A 12,700-nucleotide genomic window follows, 5' to 3' on the forward strand; every position below is an offset into this window, starting at 1 on the left:
CTTGGGAAACAAACTTGCGTACACTAAACGCAACTTGCACTGTCGGTAACGGAGCATAAGATCAACGCGACTAGTCCTCGTACCTGAGCTTCGGCTTGGCGAGGGAGGTGTCCCGTGTCCAAGACGGTTCCGACCTGGGCCTCGGTGGTCGTGACCGGCCTGGGCGGGTTCGCTTTGGGTCTGCTGGTCGCTGCGCTGCTCGTCGCGGGTAACACTCCGCATTCGTCCGGGTCTTCGAACCCGGCGACGTTCACTTCGCCACCCGCTCAACCCGTGACGATGACCGTGACCGGCTCCCCGCCGCCACCGGTCACGGTCACCACGCAACTACCGCCGGACCCGCCGAGCACCACCACGGCGACGGTCCTGGTCACCCCGCCGCCCGCCCCGGTCTCCGGCCCGCCCACCTCGTCCGGCCCGTCCTCGGCCTTCCCGCCCGGTGCCGTGTCCGTGCGGTGGTGACGGTTCAACCGACGTCGCGGCGCCGCCAGCCGATCAGTCCCGCGGCCAACGTGGCGGCGACGACGACGAGCAGCCACACCAGCGGCGTCGCCGTGAACTCCTGACCCGGCAGCTTCGGCGGGTGCTGGAACGGCGAGACGTCCAGTACCGCCTGCGGCGCGTTCACCACCGGCCCGAACAGGCTGATCACCAGCGCCAGGCCGCCCACGGCCCAGGCCGCCCCGCTGAACTTCGGGAGCAGGCCGAACATCAGCGTCGACACCCCGATCACCACCCACGCGGCCGGCACCTGGACCAGCACGGACTCCAGCAGGCGACCGACCGAGCCGCCGACGTCACCGGAGCGCAGACCGTTCGTCAGGCCGAGCAGCACGCCGCCGACCAGGACCAGCAGCGCGGTGCCGAGGTAGGCGAAGACCAGGTGGCCGGCGGCCCAGCGCAGCCGGCCGACCCGCGTCGCGAGCAGCGGGTCCAGCCGGAGCGCCGTCTCCTCGGTGCGCATCCGCAGCGTCGCCTGGACGCCGTAGAGCGAAGTCAGCATCGCGAACAGCCCGACCATGGTGCTGAGGAAGGCATCGACGATCGCGTTGGTGCCGCCGAGGCGTTCGAAGATCTGCTGGGTCTGCTCGGTTTTTCCGACCAGCCCGCCGATGCCGCTGGCGATCGAACCGAACACAGCGCCGCCGACGGCGAGCCCGATCACCCAGCCCAGCAGCGGACCACGCTGAAGTCGCCAGGCCAGCGCGAAGGGTGAGCGCAGAGACGGCGCGGCTTCGGCCGGTCCGGGGCGCGGGGGGATCAAGCCGATGCCGAAGTCCCGGCGTGGCAGCAGGGCGTACCCCACGGCGCCGACCAGGAGCGTCGCCACGACGGGCAGCACGAGCACCCACCAGCGCTCTCCCGCGAACGGACGTAGCTGCTGCGCCCAGCCGAGCGGCGACAGCCAGGAGAGCCAGTGCGCGCCGGAGGAAGAGTCGCCCGCCCCGCGCAGCAGGAAGGCGACGCCGACCACGGCGGTTCCGATGCCGTTGGCGGTGCGCGAGTAGGCGGCCAGCTGTACGGCGACGGCGGCGACGGCCGTGAAGACCAGACCCGCCGAGGCAGTGCCGACGCCGAAGGCCAGCGCGCCCGAGGCTGGCTGTTTCGCGCCGATCAGCGTGACCACCTGGATCACCCCGATCAGCAGGCTCGCCCCGGCCGAGACGGTGACCGCCGAGGTCAGCGCCGCGTAGCGACCGACCACAGTGGACGCCAGTAGTTCGGCGCGGCCGGAGTCCTCCTCCGCCCGGGTGTGCCGGGTGACCGTGAACACGGCCATCAGGCCGATGGCCAGCGCGAGGAACCCGCCCATCCGCCAGGCGATGAACCCGCCCGCCGTGCCGAGGTCGAACGCCGGGCCGTAGAGCAGTGAGAACGACGGGTTCGCGATGGCGCCGGCGGCGAGCGCGGCCCGGCTCGCGGCGCTCGGGTAGAACTGCGCGTACGTGCTGACGGTGCTCGCGGGCACGATGCTGAGCAGGACGATCCAGATCGGCAGGATCACGCGGTCACGCCGCAGCGCCAGGCGGATGAGGGACCGGGTGCCCACCAGCGAATGGACGCGCGCTCCGGCTGGCGCCGGGCGGCTGAGCGTGGCGGTCACTTCCCGGCCTTTTCGGTGTAGTGGCGGAGGAAGAGCTCTTCGAGCGTCGGCGGCTGACTCACCAGGCTGCGCACGCCGACCAGCGTGAGCCGGCGCAGCGCGTCGTCCAGCGAGCGGGTTTCGACGCCGAAGTGGACGCGGTGGCCCTCCACCACGAGGTCGTGCACGTCGGGCAGCCCGGCCAGCCCGTTCGGCGGGCCGGCCAGTTCGGCGGTGATGGACGTGCGGGTGAGGTGGCGCAGTTCGGCGAGCGTGCCGGACTCGACCGTGCGGCCGTTGCGAATGATGCTCACCTGGTCGCACAGGGCTTCGACCTCGGCGAGGATGTGGCTGGAGAGCAGCACGGTGCGGCCCTGCGCGCGCTCCTCCTGGATGGCCTCCTGGAAGGTGGTCTCCATCAGCGGGTCGAGGCCCGAGGTCGGCTCGTCGAGCAGCAGCAGGTCCACACGGGACGCCAGCGCGGCGACGATGGCGACCTTCTGCCGGTTGCCCTTCGAGTAGGTGCGGCCCTTCTTGCGCGGGTCGAGGTCGAACCGTTCGACGAGTTCGGTGCGGCGGCGCCGGTCGAGCCCGCCGCGCAGCCGGCCGAGCAGGTCGATCACCTCACCACCGGAGAGGTTGGGCCAGAGGCTGACGTCGCCGGGCACGTAGGCCAGCCGCCGGTGCAGGCTCGCGGCGTCCCGCCACGGGTCGCCGTCGAGCAGTTCGACCTCGCCGGCGTCGGCGCGCAGCAGCCCGAGCAGGACGCGGACGGTGGTGGACTTCCCGGCGCCGTTCGGGCCGAGGAAACCGTGTACTTCCCCCACCCGAACCTGGAGATCGAGGCCGTCGAGGGCCTGCGTCCGGCCGAACGCCTTGCGCAGGCCGGTGATGGAGATGGCGTTTCCCATGCGTCGGAAGCTACGCTGGTTTCACGAAGTTGTGAAGATAAGAAAATGTGTGGATACACTGATCTGGCTGGGGGTGATGCGAGAGGATGGCCTGATGCCAACGCCTGAGCCGAAGCGGGACGAGGACGCCGTCCGTCGGTACGTCGAGAGCCTGGGCCTGGTCCTGTCCCAGATCGGCATGCAACGCATGGCCGCCCGCGTCTTCGCGGCCCTGATGACCACCGACGAGGGCCAGCTGACCGCTGCGGAACTGGCCGCCCGGCTATCGGTGAGCCCGGCCGCCGTCTCCGGCGCGGTCCGCTACCTGGAGCAGGTCGGCCTGGTCACGAAGGTCCGCGAACCCGGCGAACGCCGCGACCACTACCGCCTCTACGACGACCTCTGGTACGCGACTTTCCTGAAGCGAGACCGCTTCCTCCTGATGTGGCGCGACGCCGCGGAGGAGGGCATCGACGCCCTCGGCGCAGACACCCCGGCGGGACAGCGGCTGACGGAGATGCAGGACTTCCTTTCGTTCGCCCTGAAGGAAATCACCAGCCTTTACGACCGCTGGCACGCGGAACGCCAGAAGGCTAAGTAGGGGTTGAGCTTTGCGCCTGAGCCTGGTTTCCGGGCCGGGTGCCCGCTCTCGCCGCCCGATCCTGGTGCCCGGGCTCTGTGCTCGCTCCGATTGCTCGCACTCGCTCTCGCTTCAATCGCTCGCACTCGCTCTTCGCGCTTTCGCCCACTTTTGGCACCCGAGCTTGCTGTACGACCTTCGCGCTGCCCCTTGGACTCGGCTCGCCCCACCAGTGTCAGCCCGCCGCCTCCGGCCACGCCCCGTCTTCTCCTGGCGTCACCTCAGCTCACCCGGCGCCGGCCCCGAGTTGCCTTCCGTCCCCTTCGGGCCCGCCCCGCCCCCGCCTGCCAACCTTCCCCGTCGTACACCGAGAATTCTTCCTCGTCTGCCCCCGCCACCGGCTCGAAAAGGACCGCATCCGAGGTAGTTGTCCACATCTGACCCTTCCTGTGGACAACCCCGGCTGAGCGGCCGGGGCCCGACCCGTCCGCGGCTAGGGTCGAAGACATGGCTCTCCTTCCGTTTCTCCTGGTCGCGCCGCTGCTGGTGGTGCAAGCAGTGCGGGTCCGGCGCAGCACACCTCAGCTGCCCGCAGCCGCCGGTCCCGTCGAGGGTGTCGTCGGTCATGGCGCCGTTCTTCGGCTGGCCGTGCTGGGCGAGTCCACCGTGGACGGAGTCGGAGCGGCAACCCACGAAGAGGCCCTCACCGGTCAGCTCGCCCGGCAGCTGGCCGAGCGGCTCGGTCGCCGAGTCCAGTGGCAGGCAGTCGGGCGCACGGGCGCGAACGCACGAGTGGTCCGGCGCGACCTCGTCCCGAAGCTGAAACCCGCCGACCTGCTCGTGATCGTCCTCGGCGTCAACGACACCCTCGAGCTGCACTCCGCCGCCCGGTTCCGGCGGGATCTGCTGGGTGTCGTCGTCGCGGCGCGGCGGCGGGTCGGGCCGGCTGTGCCCGTGCTCGTGGCCGGGGTTCCGCCGATGGCCCGATTCCCCGCCTTGCCTCGGCCGCTGCGAGACCTGCTCGCTGCTCGATCGGGCGCCCTGGATCGCGCGGCGGCCGAGCTGATCGGGCTGCCCGCGGTCGACCACGCTCGCATGGACCCGGCGCTGCTGGACGAGGGGACCTTCGCCGTTGACCGGTTCCACCCCGGGCCGGCGGGTTACCGGAGCTGGGCCGGAGCGCTGGCCGAGGTTGCGGAGCGTTTACTTTCCGTCACAGATCGTCGGCATCCGTAGGACGGCGCCACCCATCTGACCAGCGATTTCGAAAATCTCAGAGAAAAAACTCCTCTCCGTGTATCCGAGCGCACTCCCAATGCGTCTTATGGAGTAGTCGAGAAAAAGGGGAGGGCACGATGCCTAAGGAGTCGAACGAGGAAATCAAGCCGATCACCACGGTTCCGCCGGTGAGCACGGGCACGGCACCGCACCAGCCTGAGGGGACGGGCACCAGTCCGGACGGCAACCACGAGCCGTTCGACGAGCCGGTCAAGGTCGGCTAGGGGTGGAGACGGGCGGTGACCGGGAGCCGAGGGGGCTGCCGGACGCCGTCGGGCGGATGGGACTCGGGGAGGAGCCCATCCGGCGGGGCCTGCGGGGGCGGGCTCCGAGTAGTGGGAGGGGAAATCGGCCGGCGCGGGCTCGCCCGCGCCGGCCGGTGAAAACGCGCCGGCCGGTGAAAACGCGCCGATCCGATCGGCCGGGGCGACGATCGCGCATCGGCGCGTTTTCACCGGCCGGCGCGTTTCACCGGCCGGCGGCGGGCGAGCCCGCGCCGGCGATTTGTTCCCCTCCACTACTCGGAGCCGCCCCCGAAGGCCCCGCCGGATGGGCTCCTCCCCGAGTCCCATCGGCCGACGGCGTCCGGCAGCCCCATCGGCTCACGGTCACCGCCCGTCTCCCACCCCTAGCCGACCTTGACCGGCTCGTCGAACGGCTCGTGGTTGCCGTCCGGACTGGTGCCCGTCCCCTCAGGCTGGTGCGGTGCCGTGCCCGTGCTCACCGGCGGAACCGTGGTGATCGGCTTGATTTCCTGTTCGACTCCTTAGGCATCGTGCCCTCCCCTTTTTCTCGACTACTCCATAAGACGCATTGGGAGTGCGCTCGGATACACGGAGAGGAGTTTTTTCTCTGAGATTTTCGAAATCGCTGGTCAGATGGGTGGCGCCGTCCTACGGATGCCGACGATCTGTGACGGAAAGTAAACGCTCCGCAACCTCGGCCAGCGCTCCGGCCCAGCTCCGGTAACCCGCCGGCCCGGGGTGGAACCGGTCAACGGCGAAGGTCCCCTCGTCCAGCAGCGCCGGGTCCATGCGAGCGTGGTCGACCGCGGGCAGCCCGATCAGCTCGGCCGCCGCGCGATCCAGGGCGCCCGATCGAGCAGCGAGCAGGTCTCGCAGCGGCCGAGGCAAGGCGGGGAATCGGGCCATCGGCGGAACCCCGGCCACGAGCACGGGCACAGCCGGCCCGACCCGCCGCCGCGCCGCGACGACGACACCCAGCAGATCCCGCCGGAACCGGGCGGCGGAGTGCAGCTCGAGGGTGTCGTTGACGCCGAGGACGATCACGAGCAGGTCGGCGGGTTTCAGCTTCGGGACGAGGTCGCGCCGGACCACTCGTGCGTTCGCGCCCGTGCGCCCGACTGCCTGCCACTGGACTCGGCGACCGAGCCGCTCGGCCAGCTGCCGGGCGAGCTGACCGGTGAGGGCCTCTTCGTGGGTTGCCGCTCCGACTCCGTCCACGGTGGACTCGCCCAGCACGGCCAGCCGAAGAACGGCGCCATGACCGACGACACCCTCGACGGGACCGGCGGCTGCGGGCAGCTGAGGTGTGCTGCGCCGGACCCGCACTGCTTGCACCACCAGCAGCGGCGCGACCAGGAGAAACGGAAGGAGAGCCATGTCTTCGACCCTAGCCGCGGACGGGTCGGGCCCCGGCCGCTCAGCCGGGGTTGTCCACAGGAAGGGTCAGATGTGGACAACTACCTCGGATGCGGTCCTTTTCGAGCCGGTGGCGGGGGCAGACGAGGAAGAATTCTCGGTGTACGACGGGGAAGGTTGGCAGGCGGGGGCGGGGCGGGCCCGAAGGGGACGGAAGGCAACTCGGGGCCGGCGCCGGGTGAGCTGAGGTGACGCCAGGAGAAGACGGGGCGTGGCCGGAGGCGGCGGGCTGACACTGGTGGGGCGAGCCGAGTCCAAGGGGCAGCGCGAAGGTCGTACAGCAAGCTCGGGTGCCAAAAGTGGGCGAAAGCGCGAAGAGCGAGTGCGAGCGATTGAAGCGAGAGCGAGTGCGAGCAATCGGAGCGAGCACAGAGCCCGGGCACCAGGATCGGGCGGCGAGAGCGGGCACCCGGCCCGGAAACCAGGCTCAGGCGCAAAGCTCAACCCCTACTTAGCCTTCTGGCGTTCCGCGTGCCAGCGGTCGTAAAGGCTGGTGATTTCCTTCAGGGCGAACGAAAGGAAGTCCTGCATCTCCGTCAGCCGCTGTCCCGCCGGGGTGTCTGCGCCGAGGGCGTCGATGCCCTCCTCCGCGGCGTCGCGCCACATCAGGAGGAAGCGGTCTCGCTTCAGGAAAGTCGCGTACCAGAGGTCGTCGTAGAGGCGGTAGTGGTCGCGGCGTTCGCCGGGTTCGCGGACCTTCGTGACCAGGCCGACCTGCTCCAGGTAGCGGACCGCGCCGGAGACGGCGGCCGGGCTCACCGATAGCCGGGCGGCCAGTTCCGCAGCGGTCAGCTGGCCCTCGTCGGTGGTCATCAGGGCCGCGAAGACGCGGGCGGCCATGCGTTGCATGCCGATCTGGGACAGGACCAGGCCCAGGCTCTCGACGTACCGACGGACGGCGTCCTCGTCCCGCTTCGGCTCAGGCGTTGGCATCAGGCCATCCTCTCGCATCACCCCCAGCCAGATCAGTGTATCCACACATTTTCTTATCTTCACAACTTCGTGAAACCAGCGTAGCTTCCGACGCATGGGAAACGCCATCTCCATCACCGGCCTGCGCAAGGCGTTCGGCCGGACGCAGGCCCTCGACGGCCTCGATCTCCAGGTTCGGGTGGGGGAAGTACACGGTTTCCTCGGCCCGAACGGCGCCGGGAAGTCCACCACCGTCCGCGTCCTGCTCGGGCTGCTGCGCGCCGACGCCGGCGAGGTCGAACTGCTCGACGGCGACCCGTGGCGGGACGCCGCGAGCCTGCACCGGCGGCTGGCCTACGTGCCCGGCGACGTCAGCCTCTGGCCCAACCTCTCCGGTGGTGAGGTGATCGACCTGCTCGGCCGGCTGCGCGGCGGGCTCGACCGGCGCCGCCGCACCGAACTCGTCGAACGGTTCGACCTCGACCCGCGCAAGAAGGGCCGCACCTACTCGAAGGGCAACCGGCAGAAGGTCGCCATCGTCGCCGCGCTGGCGTCCCGTGTGGACCTGCTGCTGCTCGACGAGCCGACCTCGGGCCTCGACCCGCTGATGGAGACCACCTTCCAGGAGGCCATCCAGGAGGAGCGCGCGCAGGGCCGCACCGTGCTGCTCTCCAGCCACATCCTCGCCGAGGTCGAAGCCCTGTGCGACCAGGTGAGCATCATTCGCAACGGCCGCACGGTCGAGTCCGGCACGCTCGCCGAACTGCGCCACCTCACCCGCACGTCCATCACCGCCGAACTGGCCGGCCCGCCGAACGGGCTGGCCGGGCTGCCCGACGTGCACGACCTCGTGGTGGAGGGCCACCGCGTCCACTTCGGCGTCGAAACCCGCTCGCTGGACGACGCGCTGCGCCGGCTCACGCTGGTCGGCGTGCGCAGCCTGGTGAGTCAGCCGCCGACGCTCGAAGAGCTCTTCCTCCGCCACTACACCGAAAAGGCCGGGAAGTGACCGCCACGCTCAGCCGCCCGGCGCCAGCCGGAGCGCGCGTCCATTCGCTGGTGGGCACCCGGTCCCTCATCCGCCTGGCGCTGCGGCGTGACCGCGTGATCCTGCCGATCTGGATCGTCCTGCTCAGCATCGTGCCCGCGAGCACCGTCAGCACGTACGCGCAGTTCTACCCGAGCGCCGCGAGCCGGGCCGCGCTCGCCGCCGGCGCCATCGCGAACCCGTCGTTCTCACTGCTCTACGGCCCGGCGTTCGACCTCGGCACGGCGGGCGGGTTCATCGCCTGGCGGATGGGCGGGTTCCTCGCGCTGGCCATCGGCCTGATGGCCGTGTTCACGGTCACCCGGCACACCCGGGCGGAGGAGGACTCCGGCCGCGCCGAACTACTGGCGTCCACTGTGGTCGGTCGCTACGCGGCGCTGACCTCGGCGGTCACCGTCTCGGCCGGGGCGAGCCTGCTGATCGGGGTGATCCAGGTGGTCACGCTGATCGGCGCGAAACAGCCAGCCTCGGGCGCGCTGGCCTTCGGCGTCGGCACTGCCTCGGCGGGTCTGGTCTTCACGGCCGTCGCCGCCGTCGCCGTACAGCTGGCCGCCTACTCGCGCACCGCCAACGGCATCGGAACCGCCGTGGTCGGCGTCGCCTTCCTGCTGCGCGGGGCGGGCGACTCTTCCTCCGGCGCGCACTGGCTCTCCTGGCTGTCGCCGCTCGGCTGGGCGCAGCAGCTACGTCCGTTCGCGGGAGAGCGCTGGTGGGTGCTCGTGCTGCCCGTCGTGGCGACGCTCCTGGTCGGCGCCGTGGGGTACGCCCTGCTGCCACGCCGGGACTTCGGCATCGGCTTGATCCCCCCGCGCCCCGGACCGGCCGAAGCCGCGCCGTCTCTGCGCTCACCCTTCGCGCTGGCCTGGCGACTTCAGCGTGGTCCGCTGCTGGGCTGGGTGATCGGGCTCGCCGTCGGCGGCGCTGTGTTCGGTTCGATCGCCAGCGGCATCGGCGGGCTGGTCGGAAAAACCGAGCAGACCCAGCAGATCTTCGAACGCCTCGGCGGCACCAACGCGATCGTCGATGCCTTCCTCAGCACCATGGTCGGGCTGTTCGCGATGCTGACTTCGCTCTACGGCGTCCAGGCGACGCTGCGGATGCGCACCGAGGAGACGGCGCTCCGGCTGGACCCGCTGCTCGCGACGCGGGTCGGCCGGCTGCGCTGGGCCGCCGGCCACCTGGTCTTCGCCTACCTCGGCACCGCGCTGCTGGTCCTGGTCGGCGGCGTGCTGCTCGGCCTGACGAACGGTCTGCGCTCCGGTGACGTCGGCGGCTCGGTCGGTCGCCTGCTGGAGTCCGTGCTGGTCCAGGTGCCGGCCGCGTGGGTGGTGATCGGGGTGTCGACGCTGATGTTCGGCCTGCTCCCGAAGTTCAGCGGGGCGGCCTGGGCCGTGGGCGGCCTGGCGCTGGTGATCAGCCTGTTCGGGCCGGTGGTGAACGCGCCGCAGGCGGTACTGGACGTCTCGCCGTTCCAGCACCCGCCGAAGCTGCCGGGTCAGGAGTTCACGGCGACGCCGCTGGTGTGGCTGCTCGTCGTCGTCGCCGCCACGTTGGCCGCGGGACTGATCGGCTGGCGGCGCCGCGACGTCGGTTGAACCGTCACCACCGCACGGACACGGCACCGGGCGGGAAGGCCGAGGACGGGCCGGACGAGGTGGGCGGGCCGGAGACCGGGGCGGGCGGCGGGGTGACCAGGACCGTCGCCGTGGTGGTGCTCGGCGGGTCCGGCGGTAGTTGCGTGGTGACCGTGACCGGTGGCGGCGGGGAGCCGGTCACGGTCATCGTCACGGGTTGAGCGGGTGGCGAAGTGAACGTCGCCGGGTTCGAAGACCCGGACGAATGCGGAGTGTTACCCGCGACGAGCAGCGCAGCGACCAGCAGACCCAAAGCGAACCCGCCCAGGCCGGTCACGACCACCGAGGCCCAGGTCGGAACCGTCTTGGACACGGGACACCTCCCTCGCCAAGCCGAAGCTCAGGTACGAGGACTAGTCGCGTTGATCTTATGCTCCGTTACCGACAGTGCAAGTTGCGTTTAGTGTACGCAAGTTTGTTTCCCAAGCAATGTCAGCTCTGTCAGAGTGCCGGGGTGGCTGAACCGGGGGTGGCCGCCAACGGCGGTGTGTTGCGGGTTTCCGACTTCCGGCGGCTCTGGCTAGCCGACGGGCTGAGCCAGGTCGGCAGCCGGATCGACTTCCTCGCGATCCCGCTGCTCGCAGCGACGACGCTGTCCGCGTCGGTGCTGGAGGTATCGCTGCTGCGCACGTTCTCGACGCTGCCGTACCTGGTGCTGGGCCTGCAGATCGGCGCCTGGTGCGACCGGATGCGCCACCGGCCGGTGCTCATCGCCGCCGACCTCGGCCGCGCCGCGCTGTTCGGCTCGATCCCGGTCGCCGCGGTGTGCGGGGTGCTGACGCTCGGGCAGGTGTACGCCGTGGTCCTGCTGGCCGGCGTCCTGACGGTGTTCTTCAGCGTGGCCCACCAGACCTACGGGCCCCACCTGGTCGAACCCGGCCGGCTCCCGGAGGCGAACGGGCTCCTGCAGACGAACACCTCCGTTGCCGCCGTGGCCGGGCCCGGCATCGGCGGCGCGGTGGTGCAGTTCGCCGGCAGCGCGGGCGCGATGGCCGTCGATGCCCTGTCCTACCTGTGGTCCGCGCTGTGGCTGAGCCGGGTCCGGACGCCCGACGCCCGCCCGGAGCCGGCTGAACGCCACCTGCTCCGCGAGATCGCCGAAGACCTGAAAGCCGTCGCGGGCAACCGGATCCTGCTCGCGATCACCGTGCACGGCGCCGTCACCAGCCTGTTCCAGTCCATGCAGATGGCGATCAGCGTGGTGTTCCTCAACCGCGAGATCGGTCTCTCTCCCGGGGTGATCGGCCTGCTCAGCAGCGCCATGCTGACCGGCGCGATCCTGGCCGGCTTCACCGCGCGCCGGTTCGGCGACCGGTTCGGCAGCGCCCGGGTGCTGTGCGCGTCCGCGCTGCTCTACGGCGGTTCGCTCCCGCTCTCCGGGCTGACCAGCCCGGGCTGGGGACTGCTCTGGTACTTCGCCGGCGGATTCGGAGCCGGATTCGGGATCACCATGAACGTGTTCTGCGTGAGCTTCCAGCAGGCCGTCATCCCGCGACGGCTGCTCGGCCGGGTCGGCGCGGTCTCGCAGACGGTGCTCTTCGGTGCCGCGCCGCTCGGCAGCCTGCTCGGTGGGCTGGTCGCCGAAGTCGCGGGCATGCGCGCCACGCTGCTGGCGGCCGGGGCCGGCGCGCTGGCGGCGTCGGCGATCCTGCTGGCGTCACCGCTGCGCAAGCACCGCGGCCTGCCGGTTCAGCCGTAGCGCAGCCCGTCCACCAGCACTCCGATCAGGTGCCCGCGGCCCGGTGAGCACCGCTCGACCGCCAGCGCGCCGACGATCAGCGCCCGCAGGTCCTCGCCGTCGATGTCCTGGCGGACGGCGCCGACGGCCTGGGCCCGCTCCAGCAGCGCGGCCAGGTTCATGCGGAACTCGGAGCCCGCCTCGGCCTTGTACGCCGAGCCGCTGGTCTCGCCGAGCGCTTCGCAGATCGCGCGGTTGAGCGAGGCCTGCTCGATCACTCGGGTGAAGTAGTCGAAGAACACCTCGCCCGGGTTCTCGGCGTCGACGAGTTCACGCGCCTCGACCGCGAACTGTTCCAGCCGCTCCACCACCACGGCCTGGAACAGCGCCTCCTTGCTGGGGAAGTGCCGGTAGACGGTGCCCGCGCCAACCCCCGCGAGACGGGCGATGTCGTCGAGCGGGACGGACAGCCCGTCGGCCGCGAAGGCCTTCTCGGCGGCGGCCAGCACCCGGGCCCGGTTCCGGCGCGCGTCGGCGCGCAGCACTGGCTTGGTCACGGGTTTTCTCCTCGATCGGCCGGACGAGCGAAACGCGCACTCCGCACTCACGGAAGCGGGTGCACCGTTCCGACTCAACTTCATTCTCGCCCGGAGAAGTCCTGACGCCGCCGACCGTGTCCGAAATCTCGCCGCCCGTCGGCCGAGGCCCGGCTCACACCGATGGTGCCGACGGTCCGGGTGAAGCCCCTCACCGGGTAGCGGACTGCGAAGCCGGTGGCGTGAACAACCGCTGCGCGGTGGAAGTGGCCCAAGGCCAAACCCCCGGGATCAGCAACACCCCCACCACCACGAACACCGGGAACACCAGACGCCTCTCGACCTTCTTGCCGGTGCGGATGCGCAGGGGTTTCGGGGGGCCGATTTCGTACCAGGTTTC

13 protein-coding genes and 1 pseudogene are annotated in these 12,700 nt (G+C 70.7%); 7 read left to right on the forward strand and 7 right to left on the reverse strand.

Features of this window, described 5'->3' with window-relative positions; genetic code table 11:
- The first annotated feature begins 114 nt into the window (after positions 1–114).
- On the forward strand, positions 115–462 hold the full coding sequence (locus tag NYF13_RS36510) for a hypothetical protein (protein WP_315654363.1): 348 nt from the start codon (positions 115–117) through the stop codon (positions 460–462).
- A gap of 4 nt (positions 463–466) precedes the next feature.
- Here NYF13_RS36510 and NYF13_RS36515 read toward each other — a convergent pair whose 3' ends face one another.
- Both NYF13_RS36515 and NYF13_RS36520 read right to left on the reverse strand, forming a co-directional pair.
- The gene (locus tag NYF13_RS36515; protein WP_315654361.1) at positions 467–2,104 is read right to left on the reverse strand and encodes an ABC transporter permease; all 1,638 of its coding nucleotides are present in this window, start codon (positions 2,102–2,104) and stop codon (positions 467–469) included.
- Positions 2,101–2,994, reverse strand: coding sequence for an ABC transporter ATP-binding protein (locus NYF13_RS36520; protein WP_315654360.1), 894 nt, complete (start codon positions 2,992–2,994; stop codon positions 2,101–2,103). The genes NYF13_RS36515 and NYF13_RS36520 overlap by 4 nt, the downstream gene beginning before the upstream one ends.
- 94 nt (positions 2,995–3,088) lie before the next feature.
- Between NYF13_RS36520 and NYF13_RS36525 the strand changes: the two genes are divergently transcribed.
- The 3 genes from NYF13_RS36525 (at position 3,089) to NYF13_RS36535 (ending at position 5,055) form a co-directional block, all read left to right on the forward strand.
- Positions 3,089–3,574, forward strand: a complete 486-nt coding sequence (locus tag NYF13_RS36525) for a MarR family transcriptional regulator (RefSeq protein WP_315654358.1) — start codon at positions 3,089–3,091, stop codon at positions 3,572–3,574.
- Positions 3,575–4,060: 486 nt separating this feature from the next.
- Positions 4,061–4,789 (forward strand): SGNH/GDSL hydrolase family protein, encoded by a 729-nt coding sequence (locus NYF13_RS36530; RefSeq protein WP_315654357.1) that lies wholly within the window; start codon positions 4,061–4,063, stop codon positions 4,787–4,789.
- A 119-nt stretch (positions 4,790–4,908) separates the two neighbouring features.
- Positions 4,909–5,055, forward strand: a complete 147-nt coding sequence (locus NYF13_RS36535; RefSeq protein WP_315654356.1) for a hypothetical protein — start codon at positions 4,909–4,911, stop codon at positions 5,053–5,055.
- Positions 5,056–5,724: 669 nt separating this feature from the next.
- Here the strand turns inward: NYF13_RS36535 and NYF13_RS36540 are convergent.
- Together NYF13_RS36540 and NYF13_RS36545 are read right to left on the reverse strand one after the other, a co-directional pair.
- A complete protein-coding gene (locus NYF13_RS36540) occupies positions 5,725–6,453 on the reverse strand; it encodes an SGNH/GDSL hydrolase family protein (protein WP_315654357.1) in 729 nt (242 codons plus the stop codon).
- Positions 6,454–6,939: 486 nt separating this feature from the next.
- The gene (locus NYF13_RS36545; RefSeq protein ID WP_315654358.1) at positions 6,940–7,425 is read right to left on the reverse strand and encodes a MarR family transcriptional regulator; all 486 of its coding nucleotides are present in this window, start codon (positions 7,423–7,425) and stop codon (positions 6,940–6,942) included.
- Positions 7,426–7,519: 94 nt separating this feature from the next.
- Here NYF13_RS36545 and NYF13_RS36550 point away from each other — a divergent pair, with 94 nt between their 5' ends.
- Positions 7,520–8,413: an ABC transporter ATP-binding protein gene (locus tag NYF13_RS36550; RefSeq protein ID WP_315654360.1), complete on the forward strand. Its 894-nt coding sequence runs from the start codon at positions 7,520–7,522 to the stop codon at positions 8,411–8,413.
- The gene (locus tag NYF13_RS36555; RefSeq protein WP_315654361.1) at positions 8,410–10,047 is read left to right on the forward strand and encodes an ABC transporter permease; all 1,638 of its coding nucleotides are present in this window, start codon (positions 8,410–8,412) and stop codon (positions 10,045–10,047) included. Before NYF13_RS36550 ends, NYF13_RS36555 begins: the two co-directional genes overlap by 4 nt.
- A 4-nt stretch (positions 10,048–10,051) precedes the next feature.
- Here NYF13_RS36555 and NYF13_RS36560 read toward each other — a convergent pair whose 3' ends face one another.
- The gene (locus NYF13_RS36560) at positions 10,052–10,399 is read right to left on the reverse strand and encodes a hypothetical protein (protein WP_315654363.1); all 348 of its coding nucleotides are present in this window, start codon (positions 10,397–10,399) and stop codon (positions 10,052–10,054) included.
- Between the two features lie 141 nt (positions 10,400–10,540).
- Between NYF13_RS36560 and NYF13_RS36565 the strand changes: the two genes are divergently transcribed.
- Positions 10,541–11,785, forward strand: coding sequence for an MFS transporter (locus tag NYF13_RS36565; RefSeq protein WP_315654364.1), 1,245 nt, complete (start codon positions 10,541–10,543; stop codon positions 11,783–11,785).
- Here the strand turns inward: NYF13_RS36565 and NYF13_RS36570 are convergent.
- A complete protein-coding gene (locus NYF13_RS36570; protein WP_315654365.1) occupies positions 11,776–12,321 on the reverse strand; it encodes a TetR/AcrR family transcriptional regulator in 546 nt (181 codons plus the stop codon). The genes NYF13_RS36565 and NYF13_RS36570 overlap by 10 nt on opposite strands.
- Before the next feature lie 190 nt (positions 12,322–12,511).
- Positions 12,512–12,700 (reverse strand): annotated as a pseudogene (locus tag NYF13_RS36575) (metal-dependent hydrolase); the annotation flags it as partial.

Source organism: Amycolatopsis sp. PS_44_ISF1 (genome assembly GCF_032335455.1).
Taxonomy (GTDB): domain Bacteria; phylum Actinomycetota; class Actinomycetes; order Mycobacteriales; family Pseudonocardiaceae; genus Amycolatopsis.

Coding starts and splice junctions, on each gene's coding strand:
- NYF13_RS36520 (WP_315654360.1), bottom strand. CDS start 2,994: ATGGGAAACGCCATCTCCATCACCGGCCTGCGCAAGGCGTTCGGCCGG.
- NYF13_RS36525 (WP_315654358.1), top strand. CDS start 3,089: ATGCCAACGCCTGAGCCGAAGCGGGACGAGGACGCCGTCCGTCGGTAC.
- NYF13_RS36530 (WP_315654357.1), top strand. CDS start 4,061: ATGGCTCTCCTTCCGTTTCTCCTGGTCGCGCCGCTGCTGGTGGTGCAA.
- NYF13_RS36535 (WP_315654356.1), top strand. CDS start 4,909: ATGCCTAAGGAGTCGAACGAGGAAATCAAGCCGATCACCACGGTTCCG.
- NYF13_RS36540 (WP_315654357.1), bottom strand. CDS start 6,453: ATGGCTCTCCTTCCGTTTCTCCTGGTCGCGCCGCTGCTGGTGGTGCAA.
- NYF13_RS36545 (WP_315654358.1), bottom strand. CDS start 7,425: ATGCCAACGCCTGAGCCGAAGCGGGACGAGGACGCCGTCCGTCGGTAC.
- NYF13_RS36550 (WP_315654360.1), top strand. CDS start 7,520: ATGGGAAACGCCATCTCCATCACCGGCCTGCGCAAGGCGTTCGGCCGG.